We start from the raw sequence: 16034 nt of genomic DNA on the forward strand, positions 1-16034 counted from the left end.
GGGTCCCAGCCTGGAGGCTGGAGAGTGGGGGCCGCTCGACTCGCGCAGCACGAGTGCTGAAGTGCAACGGTCGCGGCGATGCTCCGTCTGTACGAAGACGCGGTAGACGCACCCAGGTGCGCGGAAGACGTCCGCAGGGAGTCGGTGCTCTTTCATCGTAGCAGCAGCCGCCCGGGCCGCGTGCCGTTTCGCTACAGGCGTGCCGCGGGCACGGTCGCGCGTCGCCCCGCGCGCCCCCAGCCTGCCGCCGTCAACAGCCGCGGACGTGACCCTCCCGGTCAGACGAGGTGGGCGCCGTGGCGTGCCACGCCCGGGCGCAGCACCCGCCAGCCGTGCTCGCGCAGCGGCTGGGCGGCGGCGTCGTCGAGCTCGTCGAGGACGAGCACGCTCGGCCCGGCGCCGGAGACCACCGCGGGCCAGCCGGCCTCGCGCAGCGCGCGCACCGCCTGCCGGGTGCCGGGCATGGCGTCGGCGCGGTAGCGCTGGTGCAGCCGGTCCTCGGTGGCGGCCATGAGCAGGTCCTCCCGCCCGCCGAGGGCGAGGACCAGCAGCGCGGTGCGGGCGGCGTTGAAGGCGGCGTCGCGGTGCGGGACCTCGCTGGGCAGGACCGCGCGGGCGGTGTGCGTGAGCAGCCGGTTCTCGGGCACCAGCACCGTCGGCGCGAACCGCTCGTGCAGCGGCAGCGCGGCGGCGTGCGCGCCCCCGGCGTCCACCCACGCCACCGTCGCCCCGCCGAGCAGGGCGGGGGCGGCGTTGTCCGGGTGCCCCTCCAGGTGCGTGGCCAGCGCGAGGACGGCGGCGTCGTCGAGCACCCCGGGCTCGGCGAGCAGGCCGCGCGCGGCGACCAGGCCGGCGACGACGGCCGCCGCGGAGGACCCCATGCCGCGCCCGTGCGGGATCGCGTTGTGGCAGACGAGCTCGAGCCCGGCCTGCGGGGCGCCGGCGTGCTCGAGACCGGCCCGGACGGCCCGCACCACGAGGTGCTCCTCGCCGTCCGGCAGGGCGCCCGCACCCTCGCCGCTCACCCGGACGGTGGTCTCGCCCGCGACCGCGCGCACGCTGATCTCGTCCCACACGCCCAGGGCCAGGCCGAGGGCGTCGAAACCCGGGCCGAGGTTCGCCGAGGTGGCGGGCACGCGCACGCGGACCTGGTCACGCACCAGCCGCATGTCGTCCCCGCTACAGCCCGAGGGCCGCGACGGCGGCCTCGAGCGTGGGGGCGATGACGTGCGGCTCGACGCGGGTCTCCCCCAGCGCCGTCGCGGTGTCCTTGAGGCCGTTGCCGGTCACGGTGCACACGATGCGGGCGCCGCCGGGGACCTTGCCGTGCTCGGCGGCCTGCAGGAGGCCGGCCACGGACGCGGCGGAGGCGGGCTCGACGAACACGCCCACCTCGGCCGCGAGCAGCCGCTGCGCGTCGAGGATCTGGGCGTCGGTGACCGCGTCGATCCAGCCGCCGGAGTCGTCCCGGGCGGCCTCGGCGTAGGCCCACGAGGCGGGGTTGCCGATGCGGATGGCGGTGGCGACGGTCTCGGGGTGCTCCACCGGCGCGCCCTTGACGAACGGCGCGGCGCCCTCGGCCTGCACGCCCCACATCCGCGGGACCCTGGTGGCGACCGGCTCCAGGCGGGTGGCGGCGTCGTCGACCGAGGCCGCGGTGGTGCGCCCGGCGTACTCGTTGTAACCCATCCAGTACGCCGAGATGTTCCCGGCGTTGCCGACGGGGAGCACGTGGATGTCGGGGGCGTCCCCGAGCGCGTCCACCACCTCGAACGCGGCGGTCTTCTGCCCCTGGAGGCGGTACGGGTTGACGGAGTTGACCAGCGCGACGGGGTAGGTCTCCGCGAGCTCGCGCACCACCCGCAGGCAGTCGTCGAAGTTGCCGTCGACGGCCACGAGCGTCGCGCCGTGCACGATGGCCTGGGCCAGCTTGCCCGCGGCGATCTTCCCGGCGGGCAGCACGACGGCGCAGCCCACCCCGGCGGCGACGGCGTAGGCGGCCGCGGAGGCGGACGTGTTGCCGGTGGAGGCGCAGACGACCATCTTCGTCCCTGTCGCCGCGACCTTGGACATCGCCATGGTCATGCCGCGGTCCTTGAAGGAGCCGGTGGGGTTCGCGCCCTCCACCTTGACGTGGACCTCCGCGCCGGTTCGCGCGCTCAGCGCGGGCGCGGCGACCAGCGGGGTGCCGCCCTCCCCCAGCGTGACGACCGGGTCGCCGCCGGCGATCGGCAGCCGCTCCCGGTACTCCTCGATCACGCCGCGCCACTGGTGGGCCATCATTCTCCTTCGACTCGGGTCACCGAGATCACCTCGTGCACGCGAGGCTCCTCGGACAGCTTCGCCACGGTGTCCGCCAGCGCCGCCTCGGTGGCCTCGTGGCTGACGATCACGATGCGCGCGTCCTCGTCGGCGGGGCGCTGCTGGCGCACGCTCTCGATGGACACCCCGTGCTGGCCGTACACGCTCGCCACCGCGGCCAGCGTGCCTGGCTTGTCGGCGATGCGGAGCTGCACCTGGGTGCGCGCCGGCGTGGCCTCGGGGCCGAGCAGCGGCATCTGGGCGTAGGTGGACTCCCTCGGCGCGTTCCCGCCGTGGATCTTGTGGGCGGCGGCGGCCACGAGGTCGCTGAGGACGGCGGAGGCGGTGGGGGCGCCGCCGGCGCCCTGGCCGTAGAACATCAGCCGCCCGGCGGACTCGGCCTCGATGAGCACGGCGTTGAACGCGCCGTGCACGGCCGCCAGCGGGTGGGTGGCCGGCACCAGCGCCGGGTGGACACGGACGCTGATGCCGCGGGTGCCGTCGTCGGTGACGCGGCGCGCGACGGCGAGGAGCTTGATGACGTAGCCCGACTCCTGCGCGGCCGCCATGTCCTCGGCGGTGATGTCGCGGATGCCGGTGACCGGCACGTCCTCGATGCCCACCCGGGTGTGGAAGGCCAGCGAGGCCAGGATGGCCGCCTTGGCGGCGGCGTCGTGGCCGTCGACGTCGGCGGTCGGGTCGGCCTCCGCGTAGCCGAGCTCCTGGGCCAGCGCCAGCGCCTCGTCGAAGCCGAGGCCGCGGGTGGCCATCTCGTCGAGGATGAAGTTGGTGGTGCCGTTGACGATGCCGAGCACGGCGGTGACGTTGTCACCCGCGAGGGACTCGCGCAGGCCGTAGACCACCGGCACCGCGCCGGCGACGGCGGCCTCGTAGTACAGGTCCGCGCCGCTGGCCTCGGCGGCGCCGTGCAGCGCCGGGCCGTGCGCGGCGAGCAGGGCCTTGTTGCCCGTGACGACCGAGGCGCCGTTCTCGAGCGCGGCGAGCACGAGCGTGCGGGCGGGCTCGATGCCGCCGATCAGCTCGACCACGACGTCCGCGCGGCGCACGAGGCCCTGGGCGTCGTCGGTGAGCAGCTCGCGCGGCACCCAGGGCTGCCGCTCGGCGGCGGTGTCTCGCACGGCGATGCCGACGAGCTCGAGCCGCGCGCCGCTGCGGGCGGCGAACTCCTCGGCGTGCTCGCGCAGCAGGCGCACGACCTGCGCGCCGACGGTGCCGCAGCCGAGCAGTGCTACGCGCACGACGCCGGCACGCTGCGCCTGGGTGAATGTGCTCACCAGGTCGACCTCTCCTCCTCCGCGCCGCCGGGCGGCGCGGACCGCTGATGTCCGGCCCCAGGATAGGGGCCGCCGGCCGGGCGGCCCCGCCGGCGTCCATCTCTCGCGTGACGCCCGCGACGCCGTCCTTCCTTCCTCACCCCCGTGAGCGGTCACTTGCGCCGCGAAGTCAGGTGACCGCTCGCGCCGCAGGCGACCGCTCGCGGGCGCGGGGGCAGGCGCTCAGCCCTCGTCGAGGGCGAGCAGGTCCTCGACGGTCTCGCGCCGCACGAGCACGCGCGCCCGGCCGTCCCGGACGGCGAGCACCGGCGGGCGCGGGACCATGTTGTAGTTGCTGGCCATGGACCTGCCGTACGCGCCGGTGGCAGGGACGGCCAGCAGGTCGCCGTCGGCGACGTCGGCCGGCAGCGCGACGTTGTGCACCACGATGTCGCCGCTCTCGCAGTGCTTGCCGACCACGCGCGAGCGCACCACCTCGGCGGCCGGGGCCCGCGACGCCAGCGCCGCCGTGTACTCCGCCTGGTACAGCGCGGGGCGGATGTTGTCGCTCATGCCGCCGTCGACGCTGACGTACGTGCGACGCCCGCCGTCGTCGAGTGCGACCTCCTTGACGGTGCCGACCGTGTACAGGGTCAGCGCCGACGGGCCGACGATGGACCGGCCCGGCTCGACGGAGATGCGCGGCACCGGGGTCCCCAGGTCGGCGCAGGCGCGCCGCACGGCCCCCGCGAGCGTGGCGGCGATCTCCGCGGGCGTGGGCGGGACGCCGTCGTGCCCGGTGTAGCTGATGCCGTAGCCGCCGCCGAGGTCGATCTCGGGCATCAGGTGCCCCGACCGCCGGGCGACGTCGGCGCGCAGGCCGAGCACCGCGCGGGCGGCCACCTCGAAGCCCGCCAGGTCGAGGATCTGCGAGCCGATGTGGGAGTGCAGCCCCAGCAGCTCGAGCTCGGGGCGGGCGAGGATCTCCTCCAGCGCCTTCGCGGCCGCGCCGGAGGCCAGCGACAGGCCGAACTTCTGGTCCTCGTGGGCGGTGGCGATGAACTCGTGCCCGCCCGCGTGCACGCCGGTCGTCACGCGCACCAGAACGGGCGCCCGGACCCCGAGGCGGCGGGCGGCGCCGGCGACCTTCTCGATCTCGGGCAGGGAGTCGACGACGATGCGCCCGACCCCGTGCTCCAGCGCGGTGGCGAGCTCGGCGTCGGACTTGTTGTTCCCGTGCAGGCCGATGGCCTCCCCGGGCACGCCGGCGCGCAGCGCGACGGCGAGCTCGCCGCCGGTGGCGGTGTCCACGCGCAGGCCCTCCTCGTGGACCCAGCGGGCCACCGCGACGGAGAGGAACGCCTTCCCGGCGTAGTACACGTCCGCGCCGGCCATCCCGGCCTCGGGCCCGAAGGCGGCGGCGAACGCGTCGGCGTAGCCGCGGGCGCGGGCGCGCAGGTCGGCCTCGTCCAGGACGTAGGCGGGAGTGCCGTGCTCCGCCGCCAGCTCGCGCACGTCGATCCCGCCGACGCTGAGCGACCCGTCGGGGCCGCGCCGCACGGAGGTGGACCACACGCCGCGCGGGTCGCCGTCCGGCTCCGGCGCGGCCTGGGCGGGGGCCGCCACGGCGGGCGCCGCCGCCGCGGCGTCCACGCTTGGCTCGTGCTGCTCGTCGCGCATCGTCACATCCGGTCCGGGGCGGTCACGCCGAGCAGGTCCAGGCCGTTGGCGAGCACCTGCGTGGTGGCGTCGTTGAGCCACAGCCGCGCGCGGTGCGAGGGCTCCACCGGGTCCTCCCCGCGCGGGGTGACGCGGCACTGGCCGTACCAGGTGTGGTAGGCGGCGGAGAGCTCCTCGAGGTACCGGGCCACGCGGTGGGGCTCGCGCATCCGGGCGGCGCGCGCGACGACCTCGGGGAACCGGCTCAGCTCCCCCAGCAGCTCGGCGTCGGCGGGGTGGTCCAGCGCGGCGGGATCGAACCCGTCCCGGGTGACGCCGTGCGCCTCGGCGTTGCGCGAGACGTTGCGGGTGCGGGCGTGGGCGTACTGGACGTAGTAGACCGGGTTGTCCAGGTTCTGCTCGCGCAGCCGCTCGGCGTCCAGCGTGAGCGGGGAGTCCGCGGGGAACCGGGCGAGGGTGTAGCGCACCGGGTCGGTGCCGATCCGCTCGATGAGGTCGCGCAGCTCGATGATGTTGCCCGCGCGCTTGCTCTGCCTCACGCCCGCGACCGAGACGAGCTGGCCGATGAGGACCTCGATGTTGTGCTCGGGGTCGTCCCCGGCGCAGGACGCGATGGCCTTGAGGCGGCCCACGTACCCGTGGTGGTCGGCGCCGAGGAGGTAGATCTTCTCGGGGAAGCCGCGGTCCTTCTTGGACAGGTAGTACGCCGCGTCGGCGGCGAAGTAGGTGGGCGTGCCGTCGGCGCGGACGAGCACGCGGTCCTTGTCGTCGCCGAAGTCGGTGGTGCGCAGCCAGACGGCACCTCCCTCGTCGAAGACGTGGCCCTGCTCCCGCAGCCGGGCGACGGCGGCCGTGACCGCCCCGTTGCCGTGCAGCTCGCGCTCGGAGAAGTAGACGTCGAAGTGCACGTTGAAGTCCGCGAGGACCTGCTCGATCTCCGCCATCTGCAGCCGGTACCCCAGGTCGCGCGCGACGGCGACGCCCTCCTCGGGCGGCAGCTCGGCCAGGTCGGGGCGCTCGGCGAGGACCTTCGCGGCCAGCTCGGCGATGTACTCGCCCTGGTAGCCGCCCTCGGGCACCTCCGCGCCGGTGGCGCGGGCCAGGATCGAGGCGCCGAACTTGTCCATCTGCGCGCCGGCGTCGTTGATGTAGTACTCGGGCGTCACCTCCGCGCCGGAGGCCCGCAGCAGCCGGACGAGGGCGTCGCCCAGCGCCGCCCACCGCGTGTGGCCGATGTGCAGCGGGCCGGTCGGGTTCGCCGAGACGAACTCCATGTTGATGACGTGCCCGGCCAGGGCGTCGTTGCGCCCGTACGCCTTGCCGGCCTCGACGATGGAACGGGCCAGCTCGCCCGCCGCGCCGGCCTCGAGCCGGATGTTGAGGAAGCCGGGGCCGGCGACCTCCGCGGCCGCGACGCCGTCGGCCTCGCCGAGCCGGTTCGCCAGCAGCTCGGCCAGCACGCGGGGGTTGGTGCCGGCCTTCTTGGCCAGCTGCATCGCCACGTTCGTCGCCCAGTCGCCGTGCTCGCGCTGGCGGGGCCGCTCGACCTTGGGCTCGGGCACGTCCTCGGTGGCGAGGGCGACGTCACCGGCGGTGACGGCGTCGATGAGGACGGCGCGGATCAGTGCGGCAAGCTCAGCTGGGGTCACCTGCCACAGGGTAGTCGCCGGACGGTGGGGGCCCGTTGCCAGGCCCCGCCCGGGGGTGCGGCCCTCGTCACAGCGGACGGGGCCCCGGCCCCGCGGCGGCCACGGCGCCCGTACGCCCGACGGGGCGGGGCGCCGACGATCGCCGCGTCGGCGCCCCGGAGACCGGCCGGAGGTCGGGACCCGGTCAGATGAGCATGTTGTCGTAGACCTGCTGGACGGCGTCGGGCGGGCCGGTCAGGCTCAGCACGACGCCGTCGTCGGTGCGCCAGACGATCGAGGCCGTCTGGCCGTCGTCGTGCATGACGTACCAGTAGTGGCCGGTGTTGTCGACGTACACCGTGCCCTCGCCCTGGACCTGCGCACCTGCGGCCTCGAGGTCGGCGACCACCTGCTCGGCGTGGGCGTCCTGGGCCTCGATGGTGTCGAAGGCGGCCGCGGTGACCGCGACCTCGGTGGTCCCGTCGGAGTAGGCGCCCCGCAGCGCCTCGCGCGCGCCCGCCGCGACGGCCTCCTCGTCCGTGGCCCAGCCGGCCTCGGTGAGGGTGAACGCGGTGTCGACGATCGTGGCGTCGACCCGCGGCTCGAGCTCGTCGGGGCTCACCGCCCGGGTGTCCTCGGTGGGCGACGGCGTCGGGGTCGCCTCCGCGGCGGGCGTCGGGGTCCCCGGCGCGGCCGGCTCGGGGTCGTCCCGGAGGAGGAGGTAGGCCGCGACCGCGGCGAGCACCACGACGACCGCCGCGAGGATCGCGGGCACGAGCCACCCGCGCCTCCGGCGCTGCTGCACCGGCACGAAGGGCTGGGTCGCCTCCGGCGACGGGCGGGTGGCGTCCTCGCCCTGTCGGTCGTCCGACCACTGCGGTCGGTCCGGCGGCTGCTGGCTCATGGTGGCTCCTCTTCCTCGGGCACGCGGTGCCCCGGCGTCCCGCGGGCCAGGCTATGGCCCCGGCGGCGCGGTGTCTCGCCGCCCCCGGCCGGGCGGGAGGTGAAGAGGGGGCCCCGCGGCTGATAACATCGCAGGGCGCACTCAGCCGCACGCCCCTTTAGCTCAGTGGATAGAGCGTCTGCCTCCGGAGCAGAAGGTCGCTGGTTCGAATCCAGTAGGGGGCACAGGAAGAAGCCCTCGTCCCGGCGCCGGGACGAGGGCTTCGTCGTCTCCCGGGTCTGGCCCGGTGCGGTTCGAGTGGCGTGAACATGGTCACAAGGCCCGCTGCGGCGGCGCTGTGCGCCGGGGCGTCGTGAGCAGGCTGCGTGAGCCGGCGGTCGGCTCGGCCGCGCCCCCGATCGGGCCGCGAGCGCGACGCCTGGGGCGCGAACCGGCGCCGAGCGGGGCGAAGTTCGTCACACCAGCACCGGTTGTGGTGCGTTCCGCCTCGTGCGGCGTCGGGCTCAGGCGCCCACGAGCTCCGGGGTGAGCGCCTGGGCCATCGGCGCCGGCAGCGTGCCGATGTAGCTGTCGACCACCTGCCCGGGGTCGAGCGGCCGGTCGGCCGCCAGGACCGTCTCGACGACGGCGTAGGAGCTGTAGCCGAGCACGCGGGCGAGCGCCGCGCGGTCGCCGGGCAGGTGCGCGGCGTCGACCGCGTCGCCGGCGTCGGCGAGCATGTCCTCCATGCGCCGGACCATGGCCGAGCACACGGCGCGCACCACGACCGGGTCGCCGTCCTCGCTCAGCAGCCTCGCGTAGGTGCGCTTGTTCTCCAGGGCGAAGGCCACCGTCGCGATCAGCCACGCCCGGTACGTCACGCCGCCCTCGGCGGGGGCGATGCGGCGGCCGAGCTCGGTGACGAGTCCGGTCGCGAGCTCGCCCACGGTCTGGAAGTGCTTGTAGAACGTCGTGCGGTGCACGCCGGCGACGCGGCACAGCTCCGAGACGGTGACCTGGCTGAGCGGAGTGGTGTCCAGGAGTTCCGTCAGCGCCCGCTGAAGGGCGTCCAGCGTGCGACGCGTGCGGGGATCCATTCGCCTGGCGTCCGATGTCATATCCCCATCATGCCGTCAATCCTGGGGGCCCGACTAATTACGGTCGGCCCACGCCGGGCAGGGGCGCACCTGCGACGACGGGCCCGGCAGGCAGCGGCCGTGCGACGATGGCCACGCCGGGCAGGCGCCCACCCGCGACCACGGACCCGCCACCGTCGGGCCCGGCCCGACGCAGGCGCCGCTGGGACGCACTGCGGGCGGCGCCTGCAAGGACGCGGCAGGCGGGCGTCAGTGCCACGGCCCCCGTGCGGCGAGCACGTCGCGCAGCACGCTCGGCCGGTCCGAGACCAGCCCGTCGACGCCGAGGTCGAGCAGGCGGGTCATCTCCCCCGGCTCGTCGACCGTCCACACGTGCACCGCGAGCCCGTGCCGGTGCGCGGCGGAGACGAACCGGCGCGTGACCACCGGCATCCCGCGGAAGCGGGGCGGCACCTGCACGCACACCGCGCCCTGCGCCGGGCCCGGCACGCGGGGCGCTCGCCCCAGGTGGGCGTCGCGCAGCAGCCGGACGACGTCGCCCCGCCCCAGGCTGGTCGCCACCCCGGGCAGCCGCGCCCGCAGCCGCGCCAGCCGGGCGTCGGAGAACGAGGCCAGGCAGACCCGCGAACCGGCGCCCGCACGCTCGATCACGGCGGCGAGCGGCTCCGCCACGCGGTCGTTCTTGGCGTCGATGTTCACCCGCAGGCGGGGATGGTCCCCGAGCAGCTCGTCCAGCCGCAGCGGCCGCTCCCCCGAGGCGTCGCGCAGGCGCGCCACCTGCCCCCAGCTCAGCTCGTCCCACCGCCCGGAGCCGTCGGTGGTGCGGTCGGCGGTGTCGTCGTGGGCGAGGACGACGACGCCGTCGGCCGTGGCGTGGACGTCCGTCTCCAGGTACCCCAGCCCGAGCCGGACGGTGTGCTCGACGGCGGCGCGGGAGTTCTCGGGGACCTCCCGGGCGCCGCCGCGGTGGGCCAAGGCGATGGGACCGGTGCCGGCGAGGTAGCTGCTGATCACTGGCCCATTCAAGCCACCCCGGACGGTGTCGCGCGATCGGGCGTGCCGGGCGGACACACAGCGGGCCGCAACTGTGTGGCGGGCCCACATCGAGCCGGGTCCGGCCTCTCCGTAGGTTGCTGACCATGACAGGGGACAACGACGTCGACCTGGCCGGCCGCCGGGCAGTCGTCACCGGCGGGGCCAGCGGGATCGGGGCCGCCGTGGCCCGCCGGCTCGCGGCCGCCGGCGCGGAGGTGGTCGTGTGCGACCGCGACGCCGACGGCGCCGCCCGCGTGGCGGGCCGAGGTCGGCGGGGAGCCGTGGGCCGTCGACCTCTCCGACACGGCCGCGCTCGCCGGGCTGCGGCTCGAGGCCGACATCCTGGTCAACAACGCCGGCGTCCAGCACGTCGCGCCGGTCGAGGAGTTCCCGCCCGAGCGCTTCTCCCTGATCCTGCGCCTGATGCTGGAGGCCCCGTTCATGCTGGCCCGGGCGACGCTGCCGCACATGTACGCGCGCGGGTGGGGCCGGCTGGTGCACGTCTCGAGCGTGCACGGGCTGCGGGCGAGCGCCTTCAAGTCCGCCTACGTCAGCGCCAAGCACGGCCTGGAGGGGCTGTCCAAGGTGCTGTCGCTGGAGGGCGCCCCGCACGGCGTCACGAGCAACTGCGTGAACCCCGGGTACGTGCGCACGCCGCTGGTCGAGCGCCAGATCGGGGACCAGGCCCGGGTCCACGGCATCTCGGAGGAGCAGGTGATCACCGACGTGATGCTGAAGAACTCCGCGCTCAAGCGCCTCCTCGAGCCGGAGGAGGTCGCCGGCGCCGTCGCCTACCTGTGCTCCCCCGACGCCGGCTTCGTCACCGGGACCAACCTCGTCCTCGACGGCGGCTGGTCGGCGCGCTGAGCCGATGACGCCCGAGCCGCCGCGCCCGCGCGGTGCACCCCTGCCCGCGACCCGGCCCCGAACGCGACAGTTCTCGGCCACAATGGCGCCCGTGCCCGCACTGGAGTACCTGACCCTGCTCGCCCGCGAGGCGGCGGCGGTGGAGTTCGAGGGGCCGCTCGTCGCCGCCCGGGCGGCCGGCGCCGACCCGGCGACGCTGGCCGAGCTCGAGCGCGCCCGCACGCTGGCACTGCAGGTGCGCGCGGTGCTGGAGAGCCGCCGCCGGCGCGAGAGCGAGCTGTCGGCGCTCTTCCAGACGGCCGGCGACCTGGCCTCCCTCACCGACGTCGACGAGGTCCTCGAGGCGATCGTGCACCGCTCGCGGCAGCTGCTGCACAGCGACGTCGCGTACCTCTCGCTGAACTCCGACGACGCCGACGACACGTACATGCGCGTCACCGACGGGTGCACCTCGGCGCTGTTCCGGGAGGTGCGCCTGCCGCTCGGCGCCGGCCTCGGCGGGCTCGTGGCCCAGACGGCGACGCCGTACGCGACCGCCGACTACTTCGCGGACGAGCGGTTCGACCACACCGACGGCATCGACTCGGCCGTGGCGGACGAGGGGCTGACCTCCATCGTGGGGGTGCCGCTGCTGCTCGGCCGCCGCGTGATCGGGGTGCTCTACGCCGCGAACCGCACCGTGCGGCCGTTCGGCCGGGCCGACATCGCGCTTCTGGGCTCCTTCGCCGCGCACGCGGCGGTCGCGATCGACAACGCCCGGCTGCTGTCGGAGACGCAGCAGGCGCTCCACGACCTGCGGGTGGCCAGCGAGCTGCTGCGAGCCCGCACCGTGAGCGTGGAGCGTGCGGCGGACGCGCACGACCGGCTCACGGCCGTGGTGGTGCAGGGCGGCGACGTCGACGACGTGGCCCGGGAGGTCCGGGCCGTCCTCGGCGGGGAGGTGGTGATGGTGGACACCGGCGGCGCGGTGCTGGCGGCCACCAGCTCCTCCCCCGCGCCCGCCGGCGAGGCCGCGCTGCTGCGCCGCGTCGCGGACAGCAGCCGCACGGTCACCGCCGACGGCCTGTGCGCCGCGCCGGTGGTGGCCGGCGCCGAGCAGCTGGGCACGCTCGTGCTGCGTCGGGAGGAGCCGCTCGACGAGGCGGACCGGCGCATCCTCGAGCGCGCCGCCCTGGTGACGGCGCTGGTGCTGCTGTTCCGGCGGGGCGTGGCCGACGCGGAGGCGCGGCTGCGCGGCGAGCTGCTCGAGGACGTGCTCGCCGCGCCGGACCGCGACCCCATGCTGCGGGAGCGGGCGCGGCGCGTGGGCGCGGACCTGGACGTCCCGCACGCGGTCGTCGTCGCGGAGATCGCCGGGGACCGCACGCGCGCCGCCCACGCCGCCGTGCACCTGGCCTCCGGGCGTCGCGGCCTCGCGGCGGTGCACGAGGGCCGGCTCGTGGTCGTCCTCCCGCGCCTCGAGCCCCGGGCGGCCGCCGCGCTGGTGAGCGAGGAGGTGGGGCGCGCCGTCGGCCGCCCCCTGACCGCCGGCGCCGCCGGCCCGGCCGCCGGTGCGGGCGCGATCGCCGCCGCCCGCGCGGAGGCCGGCCGGTGCCTCGACGCGCTGCTGGCGCTCGGCCGCACCGGCGAGGTGGCCGGCGCGGCCGACCTCGGCTTCGTGGGGCTGGTGCTCGGCGAGCGCAGCGACGTCGGCGCGCACGTGCGTGCCGTGCTCGGGCCGGTCCTGGACTACGACGCCCAGCGCGGCACGGCGCTGCTGGCCACGCTCCGGGAGTACTTCGCCCAGGGCGGCAGCCTGGGCCGCACCGGCGCGGCGCTGCACGTGCACACCAACACCGTCACCCAGCGTCTGGAGCGTGTCACCCAGCTGCTCGGTGAGGGCTGGAGCGCGCCGGGGCGCCAGCTCGAGGTGCAGCTGGCGGTCCGGCTGCACGACCTGCTGCGCCCCTGAGCCTCGTCGCCACCTGGCCGGGCTGCCCCCCCGGGGCACGGACGCGGACGGTCCCGGACCTCGCGGGGTCCGGGACCGTCGGCGGCTGGGCGGCCCTCCGTGCGGCGCGGAGGCTAGGTCCGGCGGCGGATCAGGGCGTGGCGCACCGTGCCCCACACGCCGCGGCGGAAGAGCAGCACGACGACGACGAACACGGTGCCGGTGATGATGCCGATGCCCTCGAAGCCGGAGGAGGCGAGCTGGTCCTCGAGGATGATGATGATGGCGGCGCCGATGATGCCGCCCCACAGCGTCCCGATGCCGCCGAGGACGGTGATGAGCACGACCTTGCCCGAGGTGGTCCAGTTGACCTCCTGCAGCGAGACGAAGCCGTGGCTGATGGCGAACAGGCCCCCCGCCAGCCCGGCCAGGCCCGCCGAGAGGACGAACGCGGCCACCTTGTACTTCTCGACGTCGTAGCCCAGGGCGCGCGCCCGGGGCGCGTTGTCCCGGATGGAGACGAGGACCTTGCCGAAGGGCGAGTGCACGATCCGCCACGCGAACCACAGCCCCAGGACGATGATCGGCAGGGCGGCGTAGTAGAAGAAGAACGAGTCGCTCTCCACCGCCTCGATGCCGAAGAACGACTTGGGCACCGACTGCAGGCCGTTCTCGCCGCCGGTCACCTCGCGCCACTGGTTGGCGACGAAGTACAGCATCTGCGCGAAGGCCAGCGTCACCATGGCGAAGTAGATGCCGGAGCGGCGCACCGAGAGGTAGCCCACCGGCAGCGCCAGCACCATCGCCGCGACGGCGCCGGCCAGGACGGCGAGCGGGAACGGCACGCCCAGGTGCACCGCGACGAGGCCGGTGACGTAGGCGGACCCGCCCCAGTAGGCGGCGTGCCCGAAGGAGAGCAGGCCGGTGTAGCCCAGCAGCAGGTCGAGCGCGACTGCGAACAGCGCCCAGCAGGCGATGTCCATCGCGACCGGCGGATAGATGACCCACGGCAGCACCAGGGCGGCGACGAGACCCGCGGCGAGCAGGGCCCAGCGCTGCCAGGAACGGCGCGCGGCGGGCGGCGCCGTCGCGACGGTGATGTCGCTGAGCACGGCGGACTGGGTGGTCATGCCATCTCCTCCCGGCCGAACAGGCCGGCCGGGCGCACCAGCACCACGACGGCCATGAGCACGAAGATCACGATCTGGGCGAAGGCCGGCGCGTACGCCTGCCCGAAGGCCTCCACCAGCCCCACGAGGAAGCCGGCGACGACGGCGCCGACGATGGACCCGAGCCCGCCGATCACCACGACGGCGAACAGGATGATGATGAAGCTCGACCCCATGTCCGCCGTGATGGCACGGAAGGGTGCGGCCAGCACCCCCGCCAGGCCGGCGAGGGAGATGCCGAAGCCGAACACCGGGGTGACCCACCGGCCGACGTTCACGCCGAGCGCGCGGGCCAGGTCGGAGCGCTCGGTGGCCGCCCGGACCACCATGCCGATGCGGGTGCGGGTCATCACCAGCCACACCACCGCGCACACCAGCAGCGAGAACGCGAACACGAACACCTGGTAGGCGGGCAGCCGCAGCTCGCCGAGCACCAGCTGGCCCTCGAGGATGCCGGGGCGCACGTATGGCAGCCCGGAGACGCCGTACTGCCGCTTCACGAGGTCCACGAGCAGCAGCGAGAGCCCGAAGGTGAGCAGGAAGTTGTACAGCGGGTCCAGCCCGAGCAGCCACCGCACCAGCAGCCGCTCCATCGCCACGCCGAAGACGAACAGCAGCGCCGGCACGACCAGCAGCGCCAGGAAGAAGTCCAGGCCCAGCAGGTCCTGAAGGACGGCGGCCGCGATGGCGCCGAGCATGTAGCAGGCCCCGTGCGCGAAGTTCACCACCCCGAGCACGCCGAAGATGATCGCCAGCCCCAGCGCCGCGAGCGCGTAGAAGCTGCCCGCCGCGAGGCCCTGGACCGTGTACTGCAGGATCTCGTTCATCGTCCCTCTCCCCTCCCCTCTCCGGGTGGTGCGCCGGGTGCCGCGGGGCACCCGGCGCACCGGTCGCGGTGGCGGTCAGCCCATCTCGCAGCCGGCCGCCGCGGACTCCTCGACCGGGCGGAAGGCCTCGTCGGCGGGGATGGTGTTGAGGATCTTCTGGTAGTCCCAGTCCTCGGTGACCTCGCCGGGGGCCTTGACCTGGGCGAGGTAGACGTCGTGGACGACGCGGTGGTCCTCGGCGCGGATCTTGCCGTTGCGCAGGAAGACGTCCTCGACCTCCTTGCCGTCGAGGTCCTCGATGACGGCGTCGGCGTCGTCGGTGCCGGCGGCCTGGACGGCCTCGAGGTACTGCAGCGCGGCCGAGTAGTTGCCGGCGTGGGCGAAGGACGGGCGCGAGCCGGTCTCCTCGAGGAACCGGTCGGCCCACTCTCGGGACTCGTCGTCCATGTTCCAGTACCAGGCGTCGGTGAACGTGGTGCCCTCGAACTGGTCGACACCCAGGGAGTGGATGTCGGTGATGAACATCAGGCCCACGGCCAGGTTGATGCCCTGGTCGCGCAGCCCCGCCTCGTTGTACTGCTTGACGAGGTTGATGAGGTCCCCGCCCGCCTGCATCGTGCCGATGACGTCCGGCTGCGCTGACGCCGCCCGGGTGAGGAACGTGGAGAAGTTGTCGTTGGGGAACGGCGTGGCGATCTTGCCGCTCACGGTGCCGCCCGCGCCCTCCACCGCGGCGGTGAAGGACTTCTCCATGTCCTGGCCGAAGGCGTAGTCGGGGTAGATGATCTGCCAGTCCTTGCCGCCGTTCTCGGTCACCGTCGTGCCGGTGCCGTTGGCGAGCTGGTAGGTGTCGTAGGCCCAGTGGTAGACGTACGGGCTGCACTGGGCGCCCGTGAGCTCGGTGGTGGCGGCGCCGATGTTGAAGTGCAGCTTCTTGTTCGCGGTGGCCTGGCTGGCCACGGCCAGCGCGGCGGCGGAGGACGGCACGTCGAGGATGATGTCGGCGCCCTGGCGGTCGTACATCTCCTGCGCCTTGGTGTTGGCCACGTCCGGCTCGTTCTGGTGGTCGGCGGTGATGACCTCGACCTCGGGGACGACGGCGTCGTCGCCGTACTTGTCCTGGTAGTCCGCCACGGCCATCTCCACCGCGGTGACGCTGTTGGGCCCGGAGAGGTCCTTGTAGATGCCGGACTGGTCGTTGAGCACGCCGATGACGACCTTGTCGTCGGTGAACTCCCCGCCCGCCTCGGCGGGGCCCCCCTGGCCGCAGGCGCTCAGCACGAGCGCCCCGGACATCAGGGCGGCGGCGCCGCCCGCAAGCTTCTTGCCCATGCTTCCTTCTT

General features: G+C 74.8%; 12 protein-coding genes, 1 tRNA gene and 1 pseudogene. 3 read left to right on the forward strand and 11 right to left on the reverse strand.

The features are described 5' to 3' along the window. Positions 1–278: 278 nt before the first annotated feature. The 6 genes from thrB to ACF0H8_RS16265 all read right to left on the reverse strand — a co-directional run bounded on the left by thrB (position 279) and on the right by ACF0H8_RS16265 (position 7787). Positions 279–1169, reverse strand: coding sequence for a homoserine kinase (gene thrB / locus ACF0H8_RS16240; protein WP_395289924.1), 891 nt, complete (start codon positions 1167–1169; stop codon positions 279–281). A 10-nt stretch (positions 1170–1179) separates the two neighbouring features. Continuing rightward, on the reverse strand, positions 1180–2280 hold the full coding sequence (gene thrC, locus ACF0H8_RS16245) for a threonine synthase (protein WP_395289925.1): 1101 nt from the start codon (positions 2278–2280) through the stop codon (positions 1180–1182). Beyond that, positions 2280–3596, reverse strand: a complete 1317-nt coding sequence (locus ACF0H8_RS16250; RefSeq protein WP_395289926.1) for a homoserine dehydrogenase — start codon at positions 3594–3596, stop codon at positions 2280–2282. Before ACF0H8_RS16250 ends, thrC begins: the two co-directional genes overlap by 1 nt. A gap of 222 nt (positions 3597–3818) precedes the next feature. Further along, positions 3819–5255: a diaminopimelate decarboxylase gene (gene lysA / locus ACF0H8_RS16255; RefSeq protein ID WP_395289927.1), complete on the reverse strand. Its 1437-nt coding sequence runs from the start codon at positions 5253–5255 to the stop codon at positions 3819–3821. Between the two features lie 2 nt (positions 5256–5257). Further along, entirely contained in the window at positions 5258–6904 is a 1647-nt protein-coding gene (argS, locus tag ACF0H8_RS16260) for an arginine--tRNA ligase (RefSeq protein WP_395289928.1), read from the reverse strand. A 184-nt stretch (positions 6905–7088) separates the two neighbouring features. After that, the gene (locus tag ACF0H8_RS16265) at positions 7089–7787 is read right to left on the reverse strand and encodes a hypothetical protein (RefSeq protein WP_395289929.1); all 699 of its coding nucleotides are present in this window, start codon (positions 7785–7787) and stop codon (positions 7089–7091) included. Between the two features lie 151 nt (positions 7788–7938). Here ACF0H8_RS16265 and ACF0H8_RS16270 point away from each other — a divergent pair. Beyond that, positions 7939–8011, forward strand: a tRNA-Arg gene (locus tag ACF0H8_RS16270). 279 nt (positions 8012–8290) lie between these two features. Here ACF0H8_RS16270 and ACF0H8_RS16275 read toward each other — a convergent pair. Together ACF0H8_RS16275 and ACF0H8_RS16280 are read right to left on the reverse strand one after the other, a co-directional pair. After that, positions 8291–8863, reverse strand: coding sequence for a TetR/AcrR family transcriptional regulator (locus tag ACF0H8_RS16275; protein ID WP_395289930.1), 573 nt, complete (start codon positions 8861–8863; stop codon positions 8291–8293). A gap of 249 nt (positions 8864–9112) precedes the next feature. Further along, positions 9113–9877, reverse strand: a complete 765-nt coding sequence (locus ACF0H8_RS16280; RefSeq protein ID WP_395289931.1) for a glycerophosphodiester phosphodiesterase — start codon at positions 9875–9877, stop codon at positions 9113–9115. 125 nt (positions 9878–10002) lie between these two features. Here ACF0H8_RS16280 and ACF0H8_RS16285 point away from each other — a divergent pair. Together ACF0H8_RS16285 and ACF0H8_RS16290 are read left to right on the forward strand one after the other, a co-directional pair. Further along, a pseudogene (locus ACF0H8_RS16285) lies at positions 10003–10765 on the forward strand (3-hydroxybutyrate dehydrogenase). Positions 10766–10856: 91 nt separating this feature from the next. Continuing rightward, entirely contained in the window at positions 10857–12716 is a 1860-nt protein-coding gene (locus ACF0H8_RS16290) for a helix-turn-helix domain-containing protein (protein WP_395289932.1), read from the forward strand. A gap of 113 nt (positions 12717–12829) precedes the next feature. Here the strand turns inward: ACF0H8_RS16290 and ACF0H8_RS16295 are convergent, their stop codons facing one another. The 3 genes from ACF0H8_RS16295 to ACF0H8_RS16305 form a co-directional block, all read right to left on the reverse strand. Further along, on the reverse strand, positions 12830–13825 hold the full coding sequence (locus ACF0H8_RS16295; RefSeq protein ID WP_395289933.1) for a branched-chain amino acid ABC transporter permease: 996 nt from the start codon (positions 13823–13825) through the stop codon (positions 12830–12832). Beyond that, positions 13822–14691, reverse strand: a complete 870-nt coding sequence (locus ACF0H8_RS16300) for a branched-chain amino acid ABC transporter permease (protein WP_395289934.1) — start codon at positions 14689–14691, stop codon at positions 13822–13824. Before ACF0H8_RS16300 ends, ACF0H8_RS16295 begins: the two co-directional genes overlap by 4 nt. 75 nt (positions 14692–14766) lie before the next feature. Beyond that, complete coding sequence (locus ACF0H8_RS16305; protein ID WP_395289935.1) at positions 14767–16023, reverse strand: ABC transporter substrate-binding protein; 1257 nt, start codon at positions 16021–16023, stop codon at positions 14767–14769. Between the last annotated feature and the right edge of the window lie 11 nt (positions 16024–16034).

The organism is Georgenia sp. AZ-5 (assembly GCF_043952095.1).
Classification (GTDB): domain Bacteria; phylum Actinomycetota; class Actinomycetes; order Actinomycetales; family Actinomycetaceae; genus Georgenia.

Coding starts and splice junctions, on each gene's coding strand:
- thrB (WP_395289924.1), bottom strand. CDS start 1,169: ATGCGGCTGGTGCGTGACCAGGTCCGCGTGCGCGTGCCCGCCACCTCG.
- thrC (WP_395289925.1), bottom strand. CDS start 2,280: ATGGCCCACCAGTGGCGCGGCGTGATCGAGGAGTACCGGGAGCGGCTG.
- lysA (WP_395289927.1), bottom strand. CDS start 5,255: ATGCGCGACGAGCAGCACGAGCCAAGCGTGGACGCCGCGGCGGCGGCG.
- ACF0H8_RS16265 (WP_395289929.1), bottom strand. CDS start 7,787: ATGAGCCAGCAGCCGCCGGACCGACCGCAGTGGTCGGACGACCGACAG.
- ACF0H8_RS16275 (WP_395289930.1), bottom strand. CDS start 8,863: ATGGATCCCCGCACGCGTCGCACGCTGGACGCCCTTCAGCGGGCGCTG.
- ACF0H8_RS16295 (WP_395289933.1), bottom strand. CDS start 13,825: ATGACCACCCAGTCCGCCGTGCTCAGCGACATCACCGTCGCGACGGCG.
- ACF0H8_RS16300 (WP_395289934.1), bottom strand. CDS start 14,691: ATGAACGAGATCCTGCAGTACACGGTCCAGGGCCTCGCGGCGGGCAGC.
- ACF0H8_RS16305 (WP_395289935.1), bottom strand. CDS start 16,023: ATGGGCAAGAAGCTTGCGGGCGGCGCCGCCGCCCTGATGTCCGGGGCG.